This is a genomic window from Pseudomonas alcaligenes (genome assembly GCF_014490745.1).
Classification (GTDB): domain Bacteria; phylum Pseudomonadota; class Gammaproteobacteria; order Pseudomonadales; family Pseudomonadaceae; genus Aquipseudomonas; species Aquipseudomonas alcaligenes_C.
This window is the reverse complement of sequence record NZ_LZEU01000001.1, coordinates 3,703,348-3,723,414: the sequence shown is the minus strand read 5'-3', so window position 1 is coordinate 3,723,414 and position 20,067 is coordinate 3,703,348. Positions and strand designations below refer to the sequence as shown.

Sequence of the window (20,067 nt, the reverse complement as noted above, 5' to 3'; positions counted from 1 at the left end):
CGGCCGAGTGTTGCGCCGGCGGTAAAGGATTCCTTCGTCGCGTTGAGCGCGCTGGCGGGCAAGGGTAAACTGCCGGCCCCGTGATACCGCTGAGCTGGAGTGCGTGATGCGTAAAGACAAGAAACAGGTGATTGGCGAAGAAATCAGCGATGAGTCGATCAAGCTGTTCCTCTCGGTCGAGCCGGCCGATGCCACGCCGCCCTCGCTGCACAAGCTGGTCAAGGCCTACCGCGGCCTGCGTATCGACGATTTCGAACGTTTCCTCGGCTTCTTCAAGGACGCTGGCTACGACCTGAATGCCCGGGACGCCCAGGGCCATGACTTCATCGAGCTGATCCAGGATCAGCGCCTGGCCGAGCCCTATGTCGAGGCGATCAAGGCCGCCCGCGGCTGATTCGGCCAATAAATAGGATCGGCGGAAGATATCGGCGCAATTTTTGCGTCTGAAAATGCGTCATTAATGGTATTGTGCGCGCCGGAAAAACCGGCTCGGCAACGGTCGGGTTGCGCCCGCAGGGCAGGCGCACGGTCAACTCCGCTGGACGGCGCATGGCGCGCGGCGGAACTACAGCGACGGTGCTCCGGAGTTTGAGCGCATGGGCCACCCACAGGTGGCGCATGGCAAGTAGAGGTTGCGAGGGATCGGGTCAGGCCGCGTCAACGGCCCCCGGGCCTTGCCCTCCCGATATTCCAGGCACCTGTCTGGCTGTCAGTGATTAGTGGTTGATGCGCGGCTCAAAAGGCCGATGCCATCAATTTGGTACTGCAGATCTTGGAGAAGCGTTAATGACGCAAGTCAATCACGAAACTGTGGATGTGCTGCTGGTCGGTGCCGGCATCATGAGCGCCACCCTGGCGGTGCTGCTCAAGGAGCTGGATCCTGGCCTCAAGCTGGAGATCGCCGAGCTGCGCTCTTCCGGTGCCATCGAAAGTTCCAACCCGTGGAACAACGCCGGTACCGGCCACGCCGGCCTCTGTGAGCTGAACTACACCCCGCAGGCGGCGGATGGTTCGGTCGACATCAAGAAGGCCGTGCAGATCAACACCCAGTTCGAAGTCTCCAAGCAGTTCTGGTCCTATCTGTGTGGCAAAGGCAACTTCGGTTCGCCGCGAAACTTCATCAACCCGGTACCGCACCTGAGCTTCGTGCGTGGCGAGAAGGACGTGGGCTTCCTCAAGACCCGCCATGCCGCGCTGAGCCAGCACCATGCCTTCGAAAGCATGGAGTACACCGAAGACAAGGCCGCCATGACCGAGTGGATGCCGCTGATGATGAAGGGCCGCGACGCCAATGAGCGGATCGCCGCGACCCGCGCGCTGAACGGTACCGACGTCAACTTCGGCGCCCTGACCAACCAGCTGCTGCAGTACCTGGCCGGCCAGGATGGCGTCAGCGTCAGCTACAACCAGAAAGTCACCGGCCTCAAGCGCAGCGGCCAGGGCTGGAGCGTCGAGATCAAGAACAGCAAGACCGGCGCCCAGCGCGAAGTCTCGGCCAAGTTCGTGTTCCTCGGCGCCGGTGGCGGCGCGCTGCCGCTGCTGCAGATGTCCGGCATTCCGGAAGGCAAGGGCTTCGGCGGCTTCCCGGTGAGCGGCCAGTGGCTGCGTTGCGACAACCCGGAAGTGGTCAAGCTGCACCAGGCCAAGGTCTACAGCCAGGCCGAAGTGGGCGCACCGCCCATGTCGGTACCGCACCTCGACACCCGCGTGGTCGACGGCAAGACCTCGCTGCTGTTCGGCCCCTACGCCGGCTTCACCACCAAGTTCCTCAAGTACGGCTCGTTCCTCGACCTGCCGCTGTCGGTGCGTCCGAGCAACATCGGCCCGATGCTGGCCGTGGCCCGCGACAACTTCGACCTGACCCGCTACCTGGTCAAGGAAGTGCTGCAGTCCCAGGATCAGCGTCTGGAAGCCCTGCGCAAGTTCTACCCGGAGGTCAAGTCCGAGGACTGGAGCCTGGAAGTGGCCGGTCAGCGCGTGCAGATCATCAAGAAGGACGCCAAGAAAGGCGGCATCCTGCAGTTCGGTACCGAACTGGTATCGGCCGAGGACGGCACTATCGCCGCCCTGCTGGGCGCCTCGCCGGGCGCTTCGGTGACCGTGTCGATCATGCTCAACCTGATCGAGCGCTGCTTCGCCGAACAGGCCGCCAGCGCAGGCTGGGCGAGCAAGCTGAAGGAGATCTTCCCGGCCCGCGAGAAGGTGCTGGAAGAAGATGCCGAGCTGTATCGCCAGGTCAGCGCGCAGAGCAGTGCCGCTCTGCAGCTCAACGCCTGATCATTCGGACGTTGCATAAAAAAACCGCCCCTCGGGACGGTTTTTTTATGGCTGCATCTCAGGCAGCGAGGAGTGACCGCGGGTGAATCGCCGGGCGCGGTGCATGCAGTATCACCGCCAGCGGCAGCGGCTGGCCGATCCAGGCCAGCTGCAGGCTCTCGACTTCGACCCAGCCGGCCTGGCTGGGCAGGTTGCTGCACTGACGCAGGGCGCGGCAGATGCCGAAGCTGTCGAGCAGGGCATAGCAGCGCATACGGGGAGTCGGGGCAAACAGCTTGAACAGGCGGATCATCTGGCATTCCTCTGTGGTGGCCAGGCTGTTATCGCACGCCCCGGTGACAGGCTGGTGACAGCGGAACCGCAGGCCTGGCGGCAGGTCAGAAAAGCGAGTGCCAGTGCAGGCAGGCGCTGGTTATACTGCCGCCCATCTTTGTTACCCCATCCTTTTTCTGGAGAGATCAAGCATGAAAAATCGTGCGCTGTTCGGTCTGATCGCCGTGCTCGGCCTGAGCCTGGTCGGTTGTGCCCACAGCCCGCAGCAACTGCGGCCGCAACCCCGGATCACCGTGCAACTGGCCGCTGTCGGCCAGGGCCAGCCGGTGGTGGTGCGCGTGGTCGACGGGCGCCAGTCGCCGGTACTCGGCACCCGTGGCGGTCTCTACCCGGAAACCAGTGCGATCAGCGTACAGGGCCAGGACATTCTGCCGCGCCTGCAGACCGAGGCCGAGGCAGCCGTGCGCCTGCTCGGCTTCACCCCGACGCAGAATGCCTACAACGCGCCGCAGCTGACCCTGACCCTGGCCGACCTCAAGTACCAGTCGCCCAAGGATGGCAGCTACGTTACCGAGGCTGACATCAGCGCCAGCTTCCGCGCCGATGTGCAGAACAGCAACCGCCGTTACAGCGGCCGCTATGGCGCCTCGCTGAACCAGCGCTTCGGCATGGCGCCGAACCAGGAAACCAACACCAAGCTGGTTGGTGATGTGCTGGGTGATGCCCTGACCCGAGTATTCAAGGATCCGACCATCGGCCAGCTGCTCAGCGGCCAGTAAGGCGTTTTCGCGTTACCCCGAGCCCGGCCCATGGCCGGGCTTTTTCTTGCCTGTCGCTCAGCTGTAGGAGGGGGCCAGACACTGATCTGCCGGCTCAGGCCGCCTGCTGGTACAGCTCGGGCAGGCTGACGCCGGTGTGTGGATCGCTGTCCGGGTACTCCGGGTGTTCATGGCCACCCAGGGCGCAATAGATCAGCCACTGGCGATCCTGCACGTTGACGGCGAAGGCATCGATCAGCGCGCGCTGTTCCTCGTCGTGGGTGATGCAATAGAGCTGATCCTGGAGCTGGGCGTGCAGCATGTACTGGCCTCCTGTAGCGAAGCGGGCAGCCTGGCAGAGGCCTGTGACCGGGCGATGAACGTCCCCTGGCATTCGTCGGAATGCCCGGCAGCAGCAGGGCTGCTCCGGTAGACTTCGCGACCGTATTTTGACTGCCGGGCGCTGTCCGGTGCGCTCTTTCGACGGCGTGCGGCATGCCCCGCACCCTCCTGAAGCAGAGGTTGGACGATGTCGCTGCAGGCTCTCTGGTCGTTGTTCCTGACTCACCCGGCCCAGGTCATAAACGGCCTGGCGCTGTTCTTCGCACTGGCCGGCAGCTGGTTGCTGCTAGCCACCCGTCTGCGCGAGCAGCGAGCGGTAGCGCGCCTGGTCGCCTCCAGCGAGCTGGACGAGATGGACGAAGAGGCATGCCTGCAGGATGAGCCCACCCAGCGTCTGAACCGCTTCTTCTACGGTTTCGGCACCGCCACCCTGGCCGCGGCCCTGCTGTTGTCCTGGGTTAGTACCGGGCTCTGAGGTTTTGCGGGTCTGCAACAGACCCGCTGGCGGCCGTGTTCATCCCTTGGAGGGATGGTGCTGGCCGCCACTCATCCTTTTTTCCGACATTTTATAGCGGTCGCGGCATCCGACTTTCCCCCGTTGCACGCCCCGCGAGCGTGCCGCAACCCTTTGTTGCTGTCCGCTGATACAGGCCACTAAATCAATCCAGGGTTATCGGCGCCGTGCGCTGTCATTCGGCTGGGCGGCTTAGTTACGGCTATCTGAATGTCGGTTCAGCGTGACTTTGCAGTCATGTTTCCGGGTTTGCTTGCGGCACCTAAAAGCGCGTGACAGATGAACTTGGAATAGCTGTGCCAATTCTTTATCTATCACTCCAAGTTGGATTTATCCCGATATTGGACGGGATTTTTTGTGCCGTTCGTCAAGTTGTCTGGCTGGCGCTGGAAATTGCCGTGTTGACAGTCTCGCGGCAACGTAAATAGGATTCGGCCGGTTTGCTGAAGAGCGAAAAGCGATGTTCAGGAAGTACATCGCGACAAAAATAATAAGATCTGTGATGTTCAGGCTGTTGGTGGCTATTGGCAGTGCAGGGGGAAGGGATGCGTTTTTCAGGTATTTCCTTGGGATTATTCGCTGGCTGTTTGCTATTGCCCTTCGTGGCATTGGCAAATAGTGCAGAAGTTACGCCCGTCATACAGGCTGCAAGTCCTGAAGCTAATCAGCAGGATAGTCGCGCGGTGGATATTATCCGGCGCGCCGATCGTGTCCGTGCGCCGGCCCAGCCATTTCGTTATGCACTGACTCTGGTGGAAATGAAGGGTGATCAGGAAGTTGCCCGGCAGAGTCTTGATGTAGCCATGCGCTTTTACAAGGAAAGTGCCGAGCAGGCCGGCGACGCCCGGGCGCTGGTGCGCTTTGTCGATCCGCCCAGTGAACGCGGCAAGTCGCTGTTATCGATATTCGACAAGCTCTGGTATTACGAGCCCAAGTTGCGCCGGCCGATTCCGATCTCGCGCCAGCAGCGCCTGGTTGGGCAAGTATCCAATGGCGATGTGGTCGCCACCGATTTCGATACCTCCTATATCTCAAAACTGGTCGGCGAAGAGGCCTGTGGCGAGCGCCAGTGTTACCGCCTGGAACTGCTGCGGCGCTGGGCTTATGTCACCTATCCGAAGATAGTCTATTGGGTCGATACGCAAAATGATCACCCATACAAGGCGGAATTTCTTTCGAGTAACGACAAGGTGCTCAAGCGCGCCTGGTACCGGGATTACAAGATGGCGCTGGGGGTCGAGCGCCCACACGAAATCTATATCGAAGACAGTCTGCAGAAAGAACAGTACACGCGCATGTTGTATTCCGATGTGCGTCTCGAAGAAGTACCGGAAAGCTATTTCCAGAAAGAGTACTTGCTGCGTTTGCGTTAAATAATTTCGCCGAGAACGGTAGGTATTCCGATGCAACGGAAGTGGCTTCGCTTTGCCCCGTTTCTGGGCCCGCTGCTGCTCGCCAGCGGTTTGGCCAGAGGGCTGGAGTGCAGTGCCGGAGGCTTTGCCGGAGTGGAGGGCGGGGGCACCCAGGTGCGCGAGGCGCAACTCAACCCGGATGAGGATTTCACCCAGGCCATGGGATTGTTCACGACCTATGGCGAAGTGAATGGGGACTGTACGGCAAGTGCCATGAAGTTGCATTTCAATGGCTATGGCGAGCGCCTGGAAAGTTATGGCGACAACGGTGTCGCGCAAGAGCATGAAGGTTACGAGAGCCGTGGTTTCGTGCGTGAGGCCTATGTATCGCTGAATCCGGGTGAGTCGCTGTTTATTGATCTGGGCAAGAAAGATATTCGCAACGGGCAGTTCTTCTTTGTCAGTCCGCTGGATTTTCTGCAAAACCCCAGCAATTACGCGTCACGCGGTATCAGCAATGGTTTGGGGGTGTCCTGGCGCGATACCTACCGAGAAGGTTCGCTGGTGGCACAGAGTTCCTGGTTCAGTCAGAACGGCACGCTCGAACTGGCCGTTGTTCCACAACTGGCCAATGCGCCGGAAGAGGGCCGAGTGGCCGATTGGACGAGTGCTCAGCGTACCAATTCGGCGGAGCGTTATTACGCCGCCTATACCACCGCGCTGTGGGAAGACTTCAATCCGCGGCTGGTCATGGTGGGGGGAGAGAACAAAGGCTTGGGTATCGGCACCAGCGGTTTTCTCGATGATGACTGGATACTCAATGTGGAATTGGCAGTGAGTGACAAAAGTCCACTGCGTGAACCCGGCAAAGAAGCACTGGGCAAGTTGCAGGTGGGCGGTTTTCCACAGGCCGACGAGTTGTTTACAGAACAGCAGAAGAGTGAATTCTACCAGTTTGGCGCCGGCCTTCGTTATACCACGGCAAGCAATCTGGCGATTTCCCTGGAATACCTGTTTCAGGATCAGGGCTGGGGCAAGGACGACTGGGATAACTATTTCGATACGCTCGAAGTCAACGAGTCGGCGTATCAGAAAAGTGGGTTTGCCGTTTATCGCGGTTATCAGTTACTGGCCGTGCAGGAGGCCGACAACATGGCCCGGCGGGATGTACTGACAGGCCGCCAGTATCTGATGACGCACCTCGACAAGAGCAACCTGGAGTTGCGCAGCCTGTCTTGGGAAAGTTCGACGATTTACAACGTGGAAGATCAGAGTTTCACCATCAATGTGCATCTGTCTTCACAACTGAGCCGGCATTTCGAAGTGTATGTCGGCGGGGCTTATCTGGGCGGCCCGGACAGAAGCGAATTTGGGCGATTGGCAACGAGTGGGGTGGGCTATGCCGGCATACGAACAATCTGGTAACGCAGGGTCTCCATTGGCGCTGCTGTTCCCCGGGCAGGGGACGCAGCATATCGGCATGGGCAACGAGGTCTGCGACAGCTCGCCGGCCACCAAGCAGGTATGGGACTGCGCCAGCGATATTGCCGGCTTCGACGTACGCCGCCTGTGCCTGAAGGGGCCGATGCCCAAGCTGGACAAGACCGAGTACCAGCAGGTGGCGGTGACCACGGTGAACATCGCCAGCCTGGTGGCCTTGCGCGAGCAGATCGAGGTGGGCGAGCTGGCGGTGGCCGGGCATAGCGTTGGCGAGTTCTCCGCGCTGTACGCCGCTGGCGTGCTGGAGCTGCAGGACGTGTTCCGCGCCGTGGCTGCCCGCGGGCGGATCATGCAGAAGCTGGCCGAACAGACCGACGGGGTGATGTACGCGATCAAGGGCATCGACCGCGAGGCCATCGCCGAACTGATCGCCGCCCACGAGCTAGGCGACGGCATCACCGTGGCCAACGACAACTCGCCACGCCAGCAGGTGATTTCCGGCTACAAGGCGAGCCTGCGCGAGTTGCTGCCGGCCCTGCTGGCGGCCGGCTACGAGCAGGTCAAGCTGCCGGTCAACGGCGCCTGGCACAGCTCGCTGATGCTGCTCGGCCGTGAAGAATTCCAGGCGGTGATCGACGGCCTGACCTTCCATGCACCGCGCCTGCCGGTCTACAGCAATCAGGCGGCGGCGCCGGCGGCCTCGCTGGCGCAGCTGCGCGAAGACCTGGTGAGCAACCTGTATTCCACCGTGCGCTGGCGGGAAACCATCCTGGCTCTGGCCGGCGCTGGCTTCGGCCGCTTCCTGGAGGTCGGGCCGAAGAAGGTACTGGGCCGCCTGCTTCTGGATTTCGAACTGCAACCGGCCCCCCAGGCGCGTCACGTAAGTGACCTGCTGGCGCCGGCGCTGGCCGAGTGACGGACTGAGAACGCGCCCATGTTGCCGAATTTTCAGCGTCATATCGGTCGTTATGCCTTCAGCCTGTGGCTGGGTCTCAGCCTGCTGTGCCTGCTGCTGACCTGGGCTCTGCTGCGCAACAGCCCGCAGCTTGGCGTGCCGGCCCTGCTGCTGGCCGGCATGTGCATCGCCTTCACCGCGACCCTGGGCGCCGTGCGCGACGCGCCGGGCTACTGGATCTATGCCGCGCGGGCGCTGAAGTTCATGCCCGGTCAGGGGGAGCTGGCCAGGCTGCACCAGTTGCGCGTGACGCCGCTGATCAACGGGCTCAACCCGCTCAAGCAGCCATTTGTCCTGCCGGGTCTGGTGACGCTACTGGTGGCACTGCTGTTGCTGGCCGGTCAGGCGTTGTGGCCGGCGCACCTGGAACTGCTGGCGCTGGGCGTGCTGTGTGGCGTCCTGCCGCTGCTGCTGGGGCTGATCCTGGCCGCCAGCGCGCCGTATTTCATGGCCCTGGTCAGCATCGAGGGCGAGGCTGCCCTGGCCGGCCATCTCAAGCAGCCGCGCGATGCCCGGCGCTATCGCCTGGAAGACCTGGGCATCAGCCTGCTGCTGACCCTGAGCCTGATCTGGCCGCTGCAGGACAAGCCGGCCTTCAGCCTGCAGGGCGGTTACGGCACCCCTGAATTCATCGTCGCCGCGGTGATCCTCGCCTGGGTGGCGGCCTTCTTCAGCCTGTTCGGCGCACGCCGCTCGCGGCTGTTCGCGCAGGTCGGCGAGCAGCTGTCCAGCCTGGTGCGCTGCGAGTCACCACGGCCGCGGCGCGAGTCCGCGCTGCTGCTGCGGCATGCCGGCTATGCCGCGCTGATCGCGGCCTGGGCCGTGCTGCTCTGCCTGGTGCTGGCCGCGTTGCCGCAGCGCCTGCCGTTCCCGCTGTTCTGCGCCTTGCTGCTGGCGGCTCAGGGCTGGGCGTTCTGGCGCGAGCGGGGGCTGACCCTGCTGCGCGACGACCGTATGGCCCGCCAGTTCATCGACGAAATGCAGGTGCTGCCAGTGGCCGCCGGCATGCCACAGCGGCTGTAGGGCAGGGCCATGCATATCGGTATCGACATCGTGCAGGTCGAGCGCATCCGCACGGCCAGCCAGCGCAGCGGCGAGGGTTTCATGAGCCGGGTCTACACGGCGCAGGAGCGTGACTACATCGGTGATGTCGCGGCCAACGCGGAGCGTGCTGCGGGCATCTGGGCGGCCAAGGAGGCGGCCGTCAAGGCGTTGGGAACGGGGTTTCGCGATGGCGTGCTGTTCCACGACCTGCAGATCGAACATGAGGAAACGGGGCGGCCTTACCTGGTCTTCGCCGGGCGTTTCCTCGACCTGATGCAGCAGTCAGGACTGACTGCGGCGAGTTTGAGCATATCCCACTGCGGCACCCATGCAGTGGCAGCGGTTGTGCTCGGGTGACAACCAGAAGATAGGGCTAGGGCAATGGCAAGTTATACGGATTTGCAGGGGAAGGTCGCCTTGGTGACCGGCGCCAGTGGCGATATCGGTCTGGCGGTGTGCGAGAAGCTGCTGGAGGACGGTTGCAAGGTGTACGCCACCTACAACAACAACCCGGCGCGGCTGGGCGAGCTGGCTGACCGCCAGGAGTTCGCCGGGCGGGTGGTGGCGCTCAAGTGCGACATCACCAACAAGGCCGAGCTGGACGCGGCCATGGCGCAGATCGAGGAGGCCGACGGCAAGCTCGATGTGCTGGTGAATAACGCCGGCAAGTACCGCGACAACCTGTTCTCGATGATGGAGCTCGAGGAGTTCGACGACGTCATCAAGACCAACCTGTACGGCACCTTCATGGCCACCAAGGCCTGTCTGCGCCTGCTGCGCAAGGCCAAGCTGGCGAGCGTGGTCAACGTCTCGTCGATCGCCGGCATGACCAACAGCTTCGGCCAGACCAACTACAGCTCGGCCAAGGCCGGGATGATCGGTTTCACCCGTACCCTGGCCGCCGAACTGGGCTCCAAGGGCGTACGAGTGAATGCCGTGGCCCCGGGCTTGATTGAGTCGGTAATGACCAAGCGCGTGCCGCGCAACGTGATCCGCCAGACCGTGTCGGTCATTCCCCTGCAGCGCATGGGCGAAACCCGCGAAGTGGCCGAGGCCATCGCGTTCCTGTGTTCCAGCTCCTCGAGCTATGTCGTCGGCCAGACACTGGTGGTCGATGGCGGCCTGATCATGCGTTAAGGAGGACTCATGGCCGATTCCGAAGACAGTCTCGTCAGCCCCGCCATGCTCATGAAGATGGGCCCGTGGCGCTATCCGTTTTTTCTGGTCGACAAGATCTGCGAGTTCAAGCGCGGTTCGCGCGGCTACATCACCGCGGTGAAGAACATCTCGTTCAACGAGCCGCAGTTCACCGGGCACTTTCCCGAGAGCCCGATCATGCCGGGCGTGCTGATCGCCGAGGCGATGGGCCAGACCAGCGACTACCTGACCCTGCTCACCGCCTTCTGCGAGGAGTACGAGCAGCGTTTCGACCGCGACCTGTCCGAGCGCCGTGCGCTGCAGCAGGCCCTGCACTCCGAGGATGGCATGGCGATCATCGCCGCCATCCGCAAGAAGTGGGGCGGGGTGCTGGCCTCCCAGGATCTCAAGTTCAAAAGCGTGGTGGTGCCCGGCGACACCCTGTTCATGCGCAGCGAACTGATCATGAAAGACCCGGCCGGCTTCAGCCATTTCAAGGTCGAGGCGCGAGTCGGGCGGCGGGTCACCACCGCCGGCAAGGTTGCCAACTACTGGTTCGACATGAGCAAGCCACTCAACTACCCGGGCTAAGGCCCTTCCGCGAGGACAAGCATATGGACAAGCAACTGCAAGATGTCATCGGCCAGCGCCGCGCCGTTCTGGACAAGCTCAAGGACAGCCTGATCGACCGCCTCAACCTGTACCAGACCCGTACCCAGATCGACGACGACACCCCGCTGTTCGGCAGCGGCCTGAAGCTCGACTCGGTGGATGCCACCGAGCTGGTGGTGATGCTCGACGAGGAGTTCGGCGTGCGCGTATCCGAGGGCGACGATCCGTCCTACATGCGCAACGTCAACTCGCTGGCCTCTTTCATTCTCAAGCGTCAGGCCGCTGCTGCCGCCTGATCGGCCGGTGCATCGAGCCTCTTCAGCCACTCAAATTCAAGGAGCCTCCCATGAGTCTGGAATCCCTTCATCAAGCCGCCGGTGCTGTGTTCGCCGAGCGCAATGGCGTGCGTATCCCGCTGCACTACGGCCAGCCTGCCGCCGAGCACCAGGCCGCGCGCAAGAACATCCTGATGGTCGACTACTCGCACTTCGGCATCGTCGAAGTACAGGGCGATGACGGCTACGACTTCCTCAACCGTGTGGTCGGCGGCGACCTCTCGGTGATCCGTGACGAGCAGGCGCTGTACACCCTGCTGCTCAACGACAAGGGCCAGATCGTCACCGACCTCTACGTGCTGTGCGACGACGAGCGCTTCCTGCTGATCTCCGAGTGGCTGCGTGGCGACAAGCTGGCCGCCAGCCTGCAGGCCCTGGTCGGCGAGGAAGAGGTGCAGATCACCGCGCAGGACGAGCAGCTCTCCACCACCCTGTTCGAAGGCCCCTACAGCTGGGAGCTGATGTCCGAGCTGTTCGGCTTCGACGTGCTCGGCCTGCCGTTCCTCGAGTTCATGCACGTGGATGGCGCCATCCTGTTCCGCGCCGGCAAGCACGGCGAGTTCGCCTACAAGGTGCTGACCGCCAAGGACGCCACCGCCGATCTGTGGCAGCGCGCTGCCGAGGCTGGCGCCAAGTTCGACCTGAAGAAGGGCGGCATCGACTTCCAGCTCAAGTCACGCCTGGAAAACCCCTGCTGGGATCCGGCCCTGGTCGGCGAGTTCAGCCATTGCCCGATCGAGCTGCAGCTGCAGTGGGCGGTGCGTTACGACAAGGACGAGTTCGTCGGCCGCGAAGCGCTGCTGAGCAAGCTGGAAGACGGCACGAAAAGCCGCGTGGTGGGCTTCGTGGTCAAGGGCGATGGCAGCGCGGCGAATATCGGCGATGCGCTGTACAGCGGCGAGCAGAAGATCGGCACCGTCATCACCCTGGGTCACTCCGAGGGCGTCGGCGCCCATATCGGCCAGGCCCTGCTGGATGCCGACTACGCCTATGCCGGGATCGACAGCTACGCCATCGGCGTGGCGGCCACGCGCATCGCGGTGAGCACGGTGGCGATCCCGTTCCTGCAGAACTTCAGCTTCCTGGTCAATCCGGCCGAGCACAGCTACGTCGACCCGTCGCGGCCGAAGAGCGTGCTGGAGCAACAGGCGCAGGCATAACAACACGCAATCAATCGCAGCCAGGGGCCGCCCGCTGGGTGGCCCTGTCGCTGTCTGGCGCGCGGCATTCGGCGTGCCGAGCCACAGGGGAGTCTGGAAATGGTCAAGCGCAAGCGGGTAGTGGTCACAGGGATGGGCGTGCTGACGGCGTTGGGCAGCACGGTGGAGGCGTTTCGCGAGGGCCTGCTGGCCGGCCAGTCGGCGATCCGGCCGAGCGAACATTTCCGCCAGTATTTCGACGACGCCCTGGCCTGCGAGGTACTGCAGGACGTGCACTACGAAGGCATCGACGCCGAGCGCCTGCCCGAGCTGGATCGCACCGTGCTGTGGGGTTACAAGGTCGGCCGCGATGCGCTGCAGCAGGCCGGCCTGCTCGGCGACGCATTGCTCGAGCGCACCAGCCTGGTGGTCGGGGTGTCCTCGGCCAGCGCCGAGGCGATCATGCCGCTGATCGAGAACCGTCCGCAGGACTTCTCCGTCCGCAAGATGGAAGTTTCCGGCAACTTCGCCTCGATCTGCCCGGTGGTCACTTCGCTGCTCGGCCTCAAGGGCGGCTTCGAACTGGTGGCAACCGCCTGCACGGCGAGCACCAACGCCATCGGCATCGGTTTTGACCAGATCCAGAACGACAAGAACCCGGTGGCCCTGATCGTTGGTTCCGATCCGGTCTACCTGCCCACTTTCGCCGGTTTCTACGCGCTCAAGGCGATGCGCGAAGAGGCCTGCTGCCCATTCTCCGGTACCCCGGGAATGTCCGTCGGCGAAGGCGCCGGCGCCCTGGTGCTGGAAGAGTACGAACACGCCAAGGCGCGTGGCGCGACCATCTACGGCGAGATCATCGGCTACGCCACCAGCTCCGACGCGCACCATGAAACCGCGCCGGATCCGCGCGCCGAAGGCGCCTCCCTGGTGATGCGCGCGGCCCTGGCCAACGCCGGCGTCGGCCCGCAGGACATCCATTACATCAACGCTCACGGCACCGGCACCGAAGCCAACGACCGGGCGGAAACCCTGGCGATGAAGAAGGTGTTTCCCAACATCGCCGATATCCCGGTCAGTTCGACCAAGTCCTACTTCGGCCACAACATCGGTTCGGCCGGGATCATCGAGATGATCGCCTGCCTGACCACCCTGCCAACCGGCAAGGTGCTGCCGACCCTGAACTTCAGCGTGCCGCGCACCGGTTGCGACCTCAACTACGTGCCCAACGAGTTCCAGCGCCACGACGTCAAGCTGTTCATGAAGAACAACTACGCCTTCGGCGGCAACAACTGCAGCATCGTCTCCTCGGTCAAGCCCGAGCAGGTGGCGCAGACCGAATACCGCCCGCGGCGCGTGGCGATCACCGGCATGGGCGCCCTCAGTTCCCTCGGCTACGGCGCGGCGCAGATCAGCCAGCGCGCCCTGGCCGGCGACTGCGGCTCGGTACTGGTGTCGGCCGGCGACTGGCTGGACGCCAGTGGCGAGAGCCAGGAGTACGCCAAGATCCTCGCCGCCAACCCGAGCCTGGCCGAGCGCCTGGCCGGCCTCAGTGACGGCGACGTGCGCGCCCTGCAGTTCCGCGCCCACGAGATCCGCGATATCGAGCCGCGCAAGCACCTGAAGAACTTCGACTCGCGCAAGGCCAGCAAGATCGCCACCTATGCGCTGCTGGCGGTAGAGCAGGCGCTGCAGAGCGGCGGGCGCAAGATCCGCCATGGCGACACCGACGTGGCGCTGATCATGGGCATGTCCAAGGGGCCGCAGGCCACCGTGGCCAAGTACGCCCAGAGCCTGCACCCGGATCCGCGCCGCGCGCGCACCTTCGAGTTCCCCTCGGCGCTGATGAACTCCATCGCCACCTTCTGCGCCATCGCCAAGGGCATGAAGGGCTATAACACCACCCTGTCGACCGGCTACAACGCTGCCTTCGGTGCGCTGTTCTACGGCTACGAGCTGGTGCGCCAGGGCCTGCAGAACCAGGCCCTGGTCGGCGGCGCCGACGAGAACGCCTATTCCACCGCTCTGATGTCGCAGGTCAGCAGCAGCCGGCAGAGCTGGCGTGGCGAGGCCGAGGCGTTCCAGGTGTATGGCGCCGAGGCCAGCGGCTTCACCCAGGGCGAGGGCGCTGCGGTGGCCATGCTTGAAGATGCCGATGCCGCGGTGGCGCGCGGGGCCGAGATCCTCGCCGAGATGATCGGTTACGGCCGCGCCTGCGACGCCGCCTATCCCGGTGAGCCGGCGCTGGCCAGTGGCAACGCGATGAGCGCGGCGATCCGCCAGGCCCTCGACGAAGCCGGCCTGCAGCCGGGCCAGGTCGACCTGATCTGCGGTACCAGCTGGGGCGTGGCGGAAAGCGCGGAGAAGGAGCTGGGGGCGATCCGTGCGGTGTTCGGCGCGGCCAGCCGCGAGATCCCGCTGGTCAACTACAACGGCCATTTCGGCTTCGTCGAGTCGGCCGCCGGCCTGCTCAACCTGTCGCTGGTGCTGGAGGCCATGCGCAGCGGGGTGATTGCGCCGATCCCCTTTACCCAGGACTACTGCGCCGAAGACATCGCCTTCGTCCGCCAGCCGCTGCAGCGCCAGGTGCGCCATGCCCTGGTGATCGGCGCCTCGGAAGGCGGCAACAACTACGCCGTGGTGGTACGCAAGGGGTCGGCCGATGCCTGATCGTCGGCGCGCGCTGGTCAGCGGCGTAGGGGTATTCAACGGCCTCGGGCAGGATCGCCCGAGCCTGGTGGCGGCCCTTGGCGAACAGCGCCTGGGGCCGCGCCAGGCGTATTTTCGCAGCGACAGCCAGGCGCAGCAGCAGGGCATGCTGTTCAACCCGCAGCAGGTGGCCATGCCACCGCTGCCGGGGGCGCGCAAACCTCTGCGCGGCGGTGATGCGCAGAGCGCCGTGCAGCTGCTGGAACGGGTGATCGATGAGGCCCTGGCACATGCCGGGCTGCCGCGCTCGGCCCTGTCCGGCCAGGCGGTGCAGCTGTACATCGGCGGCCAGGGCGTGCAGCCGGACATCATGAAGTTCACCGCCTACCTGCAGCGCAACGACAGCGAGGATCTGCTGTTCAACCCCGGCATCCGCCAGATGCACAGCGACAGCTACGCCGAGGAACGCCTGGCGCGCCTGCTCATGCAGCGCCTGCATCTGGCGCGCCCGCCGCTGGCGCTGAGCACCGCCAGCTGCTCCAGCCTCACCGCGCTGTACCTGGCCAGCAAGGCGGTCGAAGCCGGCGACACGGACATCGCGGTGGTCGCCTCCTGGCAGCAGGTGTCGCAGTACAACCTGATGTTCATGGGCGGGGTCAACGCCCTGGCTCGCTCGGTGGCGCAGCCCTTCGCGGCGAGCACCGAGGGCGTGCTGCTGGGCGCCGGGGTGGCGGTGGCGATCCTGGAGAGCGCCACCCACCTGCAGGCCCGGCAGGCCCGCGGGCAGGTCGAGGTGGCCGGTTTCGCCGTGCGCCAGGGTGGCGGCACGTCCCGTGGCGGGCAGTCGTTTGCCCCGGATTTCCGGGTGATCGCCAAGACCATCGAGGAATCGCTGGAGCAGGCCGGGGTGACAGCGGGCGAGGTGGACTGCGTGTTCATGCACGGCAACGGCATCCGCGGCAGCGACCAGGCCGAGATGCTGGCGGTGCGCAAGGTGTGGGGCGACAACGCTATCCCGGTGGTTTCCTACAAGGCTCAGCTGGGCTACCAGGTGGCAGCCAGCGGGCTGACCGACCTGGCCATTCTGGTGGACGCCATGCAGCAACGCCGCCTGCTCGCCTTCCGCTCCCAGGCGCCGCTGGACGTCACTTCCGGCGTGCAGCTGCATGCCGACCGCGAGCCGCTGCCGTTGGCCCGCGACAACGTGCTCAAGCTCGGCCTGGGTATCGAAGGTTCCATTGCCGCCTGCACGCTGACGCGGCTGGCGGGTTGACAGGGAAGAGCGCATGTCCGTCGAAGAACAGCAAGTGACCCCGGCCCGGCCGGCCGCCAGCAGCGAGCCGCAGGTGCAGATCCAGCCCTGGGCGGCGACGACCCTGGTGGGCCTCTCGGTGGTGCAGCCGGAGCAGGCGCCGCAACCTTTTGCGCCGCGCTGGTTCCGCGCCTGGGAGGCCGTGCAGTACCGCCGGGCGGTGCGCCGCACCGGGCGGCGCTGCTGGGATATCAGCCGCTTCAGCGGTGGCGAGGCAGGCGAGGCGAGCAAGCCGGGTTACCGCGACAGCCTGGCAGCGGTGGCCCTGGCGGCCAAGCAGGCGCTGGCCCAGGCCGAGGCCAATTGCGGCCGGCGCAGTGCCCGCGAGCGCATGGCCCTGGTGTATTTCGACTTCTGGGGGCAGAGCTCGCACCTGGAGCACGCCTTCAACTGGCGCGACAGTTTCGATCTGGACGTGATCCCCAAATTCCTCCTGCGCGACCATGCGATCGAGGCGTTCTCCTGCAAGGTACAGGCGGGGCGCGCGGCGTTCATCCAGGGCCTGCGGGTGGCCAGTGAGCTGTTGCGCGCGGGCAGCGCCGACAGCGTGCTGCTCGGCGGGCTGTTCCGCTTCCATCCGGTGCTGGGCTTTGCCGAGGCGATCGGCAATGCCGAGCAGGAGCGCCGCTGGCTGGGTCGCGGCGGGCAGCACAATGCGCCGCTGCTGGAGCGTGCCGGCTTTGTCGTGCTCAAGCGCGCGGACGTGGCGGCCAGCACCCGCCAGCCCTGCATGCAGCTGGGCATGCCGCACTACCTGGCGCTGCCGGCCGGTCGCGCCGCCAGCCAGGCGACCTGGCACGAGGCCTGGCAGGCCCGTCTGCCGCAGGGCCGTGCGCTGCTGTATGGCGGCCACTATCCCTCCAGCCTGCTGGCCGAGGCGGAAAACCAGGCGCTGGCCAGCCTGGGCGATCAGGTCGTCTACGAGAACATCTGCCGGCGCTTCGGCGACAGTGGCGGGATCAATCCACTGCTGGCGTTGCAGCGCCATGCCCAGCGCAAGGCAAGCGACAGCGCGGCGCCGGCGGCGCTGCTGTCGCTCAGTGACAGCTGCGGCGGCACCTGGCTGCTGCGCGGCGAATGACGAGGGAGATGAGCATGCAGAGTGATCGCGACGCCACGGCGACGGTGACGGGCCACGAAGGCAAACGCAGCGGCCTGGTCGGTGCCTGCCAGTTGCCGGTGGTGCGCCTGGGCCGGGTGGAGAAACGCTACGGCAAAGGCGAGGGCGGGGTGCAGGCACTGCAGGCCATCGACCTGCAGATCGAGCGTGGCGACTTCGCCGCCCTGGTTGGACAGTCCGGCAGCGGCAAGAGCACGTTGCTCAACCTGATCGGCGGCATCGACCGGCCCAGCGCTGGCAGCGTGCATTTCCTCGGGCACAACCTGGCCGAGCTCAACGACCGCGAGCTGGCGGCGCTGCGGGCGCGGGAAATCGGCTTCATCTTCCAGTTCTTCAACCTGCTGCCGGTGCTCAGCGTGTTCGACAACGTCTACTACCCGCTGATGCTCAACGGCTACCCCAAGGAGCAGGCGCGCCGCCAGGTGATGCAAGCGCTGGAGCGGGTCGGTCTGGAGAAGCATTACCTGCGCCGCCCGGTGGAACTGTCCGGCGGTCAGCAGCAGCGGGTGGCCATCGCCCGCGCGCTGGTGAAGAAGCCGGCGCTGGTGATCGCCGACGAGCCGACCGGCAACCTAGATTCGGAAACCGGGCGCTCGGTGCTGGAGCTGATGCAGGAGATCAACCGCGAGAACGGCACCACTTTCATCATTTCCACCCATGCCGACGCGGTGCGCGATGTGGCCAGCCGGGTGATCCGCATTGCCGACGGGAGGTTGCAGGATGTCGCCTAAATCCTGGGGGCTGCTGATGCTCCTGGTGCTCGCCGCGCCTTTGGCCCAGGCCGCCAGCGGCGAACTCGATGCCTACCGGCTGCACAGCCGGGAGGCTCTGGAACAACTGCAGGCTGAGCGCGACGGCGCCGGCGACAGCCCGCGGGCGCAGCGCGATCGCGCCATCCTGGCGGTGGTGCGGGCGCCGCAGGACGGTCTCGACGAAGCCAACGTCGAGGTACTGGCGAACTACCGCGAGCAGCACCCGGACGACCTCTACGCCAAGCTCTACGAGGGCTACGGTCGGCTGTTCAGCGCCGGCGAGTACGTCAAGCAGCAGAACTACTTCCGCGCCGCCGAACTGGCCAAGCGCGGTTTCTTCCTGATGGACGAGGCGGTGGATCAGGCCCCCGAGGACTGGCGCCTGCACTTCCTGCGCGCGCGCCTGGACTGCTACGTGCCGGCCGAGTTCGGTCGCCATGTGGTGGCGCTCAAGGACTTGCGCTACCTGCAGGAGCAGGCCGCCAGCGTGCCGGTGGAACTGGCCCCGCTCGGCGACTTCCTGCGCAGTCGGGCCCTGGCCCGCGACGGCCAGGATGAACAGGCCCGGGCGCTGCGCCAGCAGCTGGCAGGCAACCCGCTGTGGGCCGCGGTGCTGGATCAGGGGGATACGCGGCTGTTTCTCACCGAGGCGGAAATCCGCTACGTGCTGGCGCCGATCGTGGAGGACGGACAATGAGCGAGCTGCTGTATTACCTGGCCAATGCGGTCATCGTCTACGCCTTGCTGCTGGTGCTGTGGACGGCGCTGAAACGGCCGACCTCGATCCGCTATGCCTTCGCCAACCTGTTCCGCCAGCGTCGCCGTTCCGGCGTAACCCTGCTGGCGATCATCATGGGCGGGGTGGCGGTGTTCATCTTCGGCGGCTTCGTCCAGCACTCCTTCTCGGCGCTGCGCGAGCAGACCATCCGTACCAACCTCGGCCACCTGCAGCTGTACCGCGAGGGCTACCTGGCCAGCGGCGCGACCAACCCGCTGCACTACGGCATCGACGGCTATCCCGAGATCAAGCAGATGCTGGCCGAGGATCCGGAGCTGGGGCCGATGCTCAAGACGGTGACCGGGCAGATCGAGTTCTCCGGGATCGCCTCGCACTACGAGAGCGAGACCTCCACCTTCATCTCCGGGGTCGGCATCGAACCGGCCAGCTCGCTGACCCTGGGGGCCCTCGATCGCATCATCCTCGGCAGCGACCTGTCGCGCATCGACGGCCTTGGCGCCACCATCGGCAGCGGCGTGGCCCGTGGCCTGGCGGCCGGCTACGACGACAGCCTCGACCTGCTGGTGGTCAACCCCAGCGGCGGGCAGAACGCCATGTCGGTGACGGTGCGCGGGGTGATGGAGTCGGGCATCAAGGAGTACGACGACCGTTCGCTCAAGCTGCCGCTGAAGACCGCCCAGGAGCTGCTGGAAACCGACCAGGTCAGCCGCATCATCATCCTGCTCAACGACACCGAGCAGACGGATGCCGCCCTGGCCCGCGTGCAGCAGCTGATCAAGGACAAGGGCCTGAAGCTGGAAGTGCGGCCCTGGTCCGAGCTGGCGGTGTACTACCACCAGGTGGTCAGCCTGTTCGACGGCATCTTCTTCTTCATCAAGTCGATCGTCAGCGTGATCGTGGTGTTCATGATCGGTAACACGCTGATGATGAACGTGGTCGAGCGCACCCGCGAGATCGCCACCCTGCGCGCCCTCGGTCTGACCCAGCGCGAGGTGGGGCGGCTGTTCATCCTCGAAGGCATCTTCATCGGCCTGCTCGGCGCCGCGCTCAGCGTGGCGGTGGGCATCGGCCTGGCCGAGCTGATCAACCTCAATGGCCTGCCGATGCCGCCGTCGCCCGGCTACACCAAGGGCTATCTGGCTTTCATCCTGTGGAACGAGAACGCCGACTTGTTCTGGTTCACCTGCGCCCTGGCCATTGTCACGGCGGTGCTGGCGTCGCTGATCCCGGCCCGGCGGGCGTCGAAACTGCTGATTGCGGAGGCCTTCCGCTTTGTCTGAGCACGGCTCGGATAACTGACCCTGGATATATATCCGG

Annotated in this window: 21 protein-coding genes; 19 read left to right on the top strand and 2 right to left on the bottom strand. The window is 64.8% G+C overall.

Going from position 1 to position 20,067, the window contains the following annotated elements; translation table 11 throughout:
- Positions 1 to 106 precede the first annotated feature (106 nt).
- Positions 107 to 394 (top strand): PA4642 family protein, encoded by a 288-nt coding sequence (locus A9179_RS16995; protein WP_187807393.1) that lies wholly within the window; start codon positions 107 to 109, stop codon positions 392 to 394.
- Positions 395 to 786: 392 nt separating this feature from the next.
- On the top strand, positions 787 to 2,277 hold the full coding sequence (gene mqo / locus A9179_RS16990) for a malate dehydrogenase (quinone) (protein ID WP_187807392.1): 1,491 nt from the start codon (positions 787 to 789) through the stop codon (positions 2,275 to 2,277).
- Between the two features lie 58 nt (positions 2,278 to 2,335).
- On the opposite strand, the gene A9179_RS16985 is transcribed toward mqo, so the two are convergent.
- Positions 2,336 to 2,569 (bottom strand): hypothetical protein, encoded by a 234-nt coding sequence (locus tag A9179_RS16985; RefSeq protein ID WP_223123234.1) that lies wholly within the window; start codon positions 2,567 to 2,569, stop codon positions 2,336 to 2,338.
- Between the two features lie 172 nt (positions 2,570 to 2,741).
- Between A9179_RS16985 and A9179_RS16980 the strand changes: the two genes are divergently transcribed.
- The gene (locus A9179_RS16980; protein ID WP_187807391.1) at positions 2,742 to 3,329 is read left to right on the top strand and encodes a YajG family lipoprotein; all 588 of its coding nucleotides are present in this window, start codon (positions 2,742 to 2,744) and stop codon (positions 3,327 to 3,329) included.
- A gap of 94 nt (positions 3,330 to 3,423) precedes the next feature.
- On the opposite strand, the gene A9179_RS16975 is transcribed toward A9179_RS16980, so the two are convergent.
- The gene (locus A9179_RS16975; RefSeq protein WP_187807390.1) at positions 3,424 to 3,630 is read right to left on the bottom strand and encodes a hypothetical protein; all 207 of its coding nucleotides are present in this window, start codon (positions 3,628 to 3,630) and stop codon (positions 3,424 to 3,426) included.
- A 207-nt stretch (positions 3,631 to 3,837) separates the two neighbouring features.
- Here A9179_RS16975 and A9179_RS16970 point away from each other — a divergent pair, with 207 nt between their 5' ends.
- From A9179_RS16970 to A9179_RS16895, 16 genes are all read left to right on the top strand, one after another.
- Positions 3,838 to 4,125: a hypothetical protein gene (locus A9179_RS16970; protein WP_187807389.1), complete on the top strand. Its 288-nt coding sequence runs from the start codon at positions 3,838 to 3,840 to the stop codon at positions 4,123 to 4,125.
- A 584-nt stretch (positions 4,126 to 4,709) separates the two neighbouring features.
- The gene (locus tag A9179_RS16965; protein ID WP_187807388.1) at positions 4,710 to 5,537 is read left to right on the top strand and encodes an outer membrane lipoprotein-sorting protein; all 828 of its coding nucleotides are present in this window, start codon (positions 4,710 to 4,712) and stop codon (positions 5,535 to 5,537) included.
- 30 nt (positions 5,538 to 5,567) lie between these two features.
- Entirely contained in the window at positions 5,568 to 6,941 is a 1,374-nt protein-coding gene (locus tag A9179_RS16960; protein ID WP_187807387.1) for a hypothetical protein, read from the top strand.
- Positions 6,844 to 7,872 carry an ACP S-malonyltransferase gene (locus tag A9179_RS16955; RefSeq protein WP_316851839.1) on the top strand — a complete coding sequence of 343 codons (1,029 nt, stop codon included), beginning with the start codon at positions 6,844 to 6,846 and terminating at the stop codon, positions 7,870 to 7,872. The genes A9179_RS16960 and A9179_RS16955 overlap by 98 nt, the downstream gene beginning before the upstream one ends.
- 18 nt (positions 7,873 to 7,890) lie before the next feature.
- The gene (locus A9179_RS16950) at positions 7,891 to 8,934 is read left to right on the top strand and encodes a hypothetical protein (protein WP_187807385.1); all 1,044 of its coding nucleotides are present in this window, start codon (positions 7,891 to 7,893) and stop codon (positions 8,932 to 8,934) included.
- A 9-nt stretch (positions 8,935 to 8,943) separates the two neighbouring features.
- Positions 8,944 to 9,312, top strand: a complete 369-nt coding sequence (gene acpS, locus A9179_RS16945; protein WP_187807384.1) for a holo-ACP synthase — start codon at positions 8,944 to 8,946, stop codon at positions 9,310 to 9,312.
- 24 nt (positions 9,313 to 9,336) lie between these two features.
- On the top strand, positions 9,337 to 10,092 hold the full coding sequence (locus A9179_RS16940) for an SDR family oxidoreductase (protein ID WP_187807383.1): 756 nt from the start codon (positions 9,337 to 9,339) through the stop codon (positions 10,090 to 10,092).
- 9 nt (positions 10,093 to 10,101) lie between these two features.
- Positions 10,102 to 10,683 carry a 3-hydroxyacyl-ACP dehydratase FabZ family protein gene (locus tag A9179_RS16935; RefSeq protein WP_187807382.1) on the top strand — a complete coding sequence of 194 codons (582 nt, stop codon included), beginning with the start codon at positions 10,102 to 10,104 and terminating at the stop codon, positions 10,681 to 10,683.
- A 23-nt stretch (positions 10,684 to 10,706) separates the two neighbouring features.
- A complete protein-coding gene (locus tag A9179_RS16930; protein WP_187807381.1) occupies positions 10,707 to 11,000 on the top strand; it encodes an acyl carrier protein in 294 nt (97 codons plus the stop codon).
- Positions 11,001 to 11,050: 50 nt separating this feature from the next.
- Entirely contained in the window at positions 11,051 to 12,199 is a 1,149-nt protein-coding gene (locus A9179_RS16925) for an aminomethyltransferase family protein (protein ID WP_187807380.1), read from the top strand.
- 99 nt (positions 12,200 to 12,298) lie between these two features.
- Positions 12,299 to 14,848, top strand: coding sequence for a beta-ketoacyl-[acyl-carrier-protein] synthase family protein (locus A9179_RS16920; RefSeq protein WP_187807379.1), 2,550 nt, complete (start codon positions 12,299 to 12,301; stop codon positions 14,846 to 14,848).
- Positions 14,841 to 16,100 carry a beta-ketoacyl synthase N-terminal-like domain-containing protein gene (locus tag A9179_RS16915; protein WP_187807378.1) on the top strand — a complete coding sequence of 420 codons (1,260 nt, stop codon included), beginning with the start codon at positions 14,841 to 14,843 and terminating at the stop codon, positions 16,098 to 16,100. Before A9179_RS16920 ends, A9179_RS16915 begins: the two co-directional genes overlap by 8 nt.
- A gap of 13 nt (positions 16,101 to 16,113) precedes the next feature.
- The gene (locus A9179_RS16910) at positions 16,114 to 17,220 is read left to right on the top strand and encodes a hypothetical protein (protein WP_187807377.1); all 1,107 of its coding nucleotides are present in this window, start codon (positions 16,114 to 16,116) and stop codon (positions 17,218 to 17,220) included.
- A 14-nt stretch (positions 17,221 to 17,234) separates the two neighbouring features.
- Positions 17,235 to 17,990, top strand: a complete 756-nt coding sequence (locus A9179_RS16905; RefSeq protein WP_187807376.1) for an ABC transporter ATP-binding protein — start codon at positions 17,235 to 17,237, stop codon at positions 17,988 to 17,990.
- Complete coding sequence (locus tag A9179_RS16900) at positions 17,980 to 18,708, top strand: hypothetical protein (RefSeq protein WP_187807375.1); 729 nt, start codon at positions 17,980 to 17,982, stop codon at positions 18,706 to 18,708. Before A9179_RS16905 ends, A9179_RS16900 begins: the two co-directional genes overlap by 11 nt.
- Complete coding sequence (locus tag A9179_RS16895) at positions 18,705 to 20,030, top strand: ABC transporter permease (protein WP_187807374.1); 1,326 nt, start codon at positions 18,705 to 18,707, stop codon at positions 20,028 to 20,030. The genes A9179_RS16900 and A9179_RS16895 overlap by 4 nt, the downstream gene beginning before the upstream one ends.
- Positions 20,031 to 20,067 lie beyond the last annotated feature (37 nt).

Excerpts from the sequence above, each read along its gene's own strand:
- A9179_RS16935 (WP_187807382.1), top strand. The coding sequence starts at position 10,102 with ATGGCCGATTCCGAAGACAGTCTCGTCAGCCCCGCCATGCTCATGAAG.
- A9179_RS16950 (WP_187807385.1), top strand. The coding sequence starts at position 7,891 with ATGTTGCCGAATTTTCAGCGTCATATCGGTCGTTATGCCTTCAGCCTG.
- mqo (WP_187807392.1), top strand. The coding sequence starts at position 787 with ATGACGCAAGTCAATCACGAAACTGTGGATGTGCTGCTGGTCGGTGCC.
- A9179_RS16920 (WP_187807379.1), top strand. The coding sequence starts at position 12,299 with ATGGTCAAGCGCAAGCGGGTAGTGGTCACAGGGATGGGCGTGCTGACG.
- acpS (WP_187807384.1), top strand. The coding sequence starts at position 8,944 with ATGCATATCGGTATCGACATCGTGCAGGTCGAGCGCATCCGCACGGCC.
- A9179_RS16925 (WP_187807380.1), top strand. The coding sequence starts at position 11,051 with ATGAGTCTGGAATCCCTTCATCAAGCCGCCGGTGCTGTGTTCGCCGAG.
- A9179_RS16970 (WP_187807389.1), top strand. The coding sequence starts at position 3,838 with ATGTCGCTGCAGGCTCTCTGGTCGTTGTTCCTGACTCACCCGGCCCAG.
- A9179_RS16975 (WP_187807390.1), bottom strand. The coding sequence starts at position 3,630 with ATGCTGCACGCCCAGCTCCAGGATCAGCTCTATTGCATCACCCACGAC.
- A9179_RS16930 (WP_187807381.1), top strand. The coding sequence starts at position 10,707 with ATGGACAAGCAACTGCAAGATGTCATCGGCCAGCGCCGCGCCGTTCTG.
- A9179_RS16955 (WP_316851839.1), top strand. The coding sequence starts at position 6,844 with ATGTCGGCGGGGCTTATCTGGGCGGCCCGGACAGAAGCGAATTTGGGC.
- A9179_RS16905 (WP_187807376.1), top strand. The coding sequence starts at position 17,235 with ATGCAGAGTGATCGCGACGCCACGGCGACGGTGACGGGCCACGAAGGC.
- A9179_RS16995 (WP_187807393.1), top strand. The coding sequence starts at position 107 with ATGCGTAAAGACAAGAAACAGGTGATTGGCGAAGAAATCAGCGATGAG.
- A9179_RS16915 (WP_187807378.1), top strand. The coding sequence starts at position 14,841 with ATGCCTGATCGTCGGCGCGCGCTGGTCAGCGGCGTAGGGGTATTCAAC.
- A9179_RS16940 (WP_187807383.1), top strand. The coding sequence starts at position 9,337 with ATGGCAAGTTATACGGATTTGCAGGGGAAGGTCGCCTTGGTGACCGGC.
- A9179_RS16900 (WP_187807375.1), top strand. The coding sequence starts at position 17,980 with ATGTCGCCTAAATCCTGGGGGCTGCTGATGCTCCTGGTGCTCGCCGCG.
- A9179_RS16895 (WP_187807374.1), top strand. The coding sequence starts at position 18,705 with ATGAGCGAGCTGCTGTATTACCTGGCCAATGCGGTCATCGTCTACGCC.
- A9179_RS16910 (WP_187807377.1), top strand. The coding sequence starts at position 16,114 with ATGTCCGTCGAAGAACAGCAAGTGACCCCGGCCCGGCCGGCCGCCAGC.
- A9179_RS16985 (WP_223123234.1), bottom strand. The coding sequence starts at position 2,569 with ATGATCCGCCTGTTCAAGCTGTTTGCCCCGACTCCCCGTATGCGCTGC.
- A9179_RS16965 (WP_187807388.1), top strand. The coding sequence starts at position 4,710 with ATGCGTTTTTCAGGTATTTCCTTGGGATTATTCGCTGGCTGTTTGCTA.
- A9179_RS16960 (WP_187807387.1), top strand. The coding sequence starts at position 5,568 with ATGCAACGGAAGTGGCTTCGCTTTGCCCCGTTTCTGGGCCCGCTGCTG.
- A9179_RS16980 (WP_187807391.1), top strand. The coding sequence starts at position 2,742 with ATGAAAAATCGTGCGCTGTTCGGTCTGATCGCCGTGCTCGGCCTGAGC.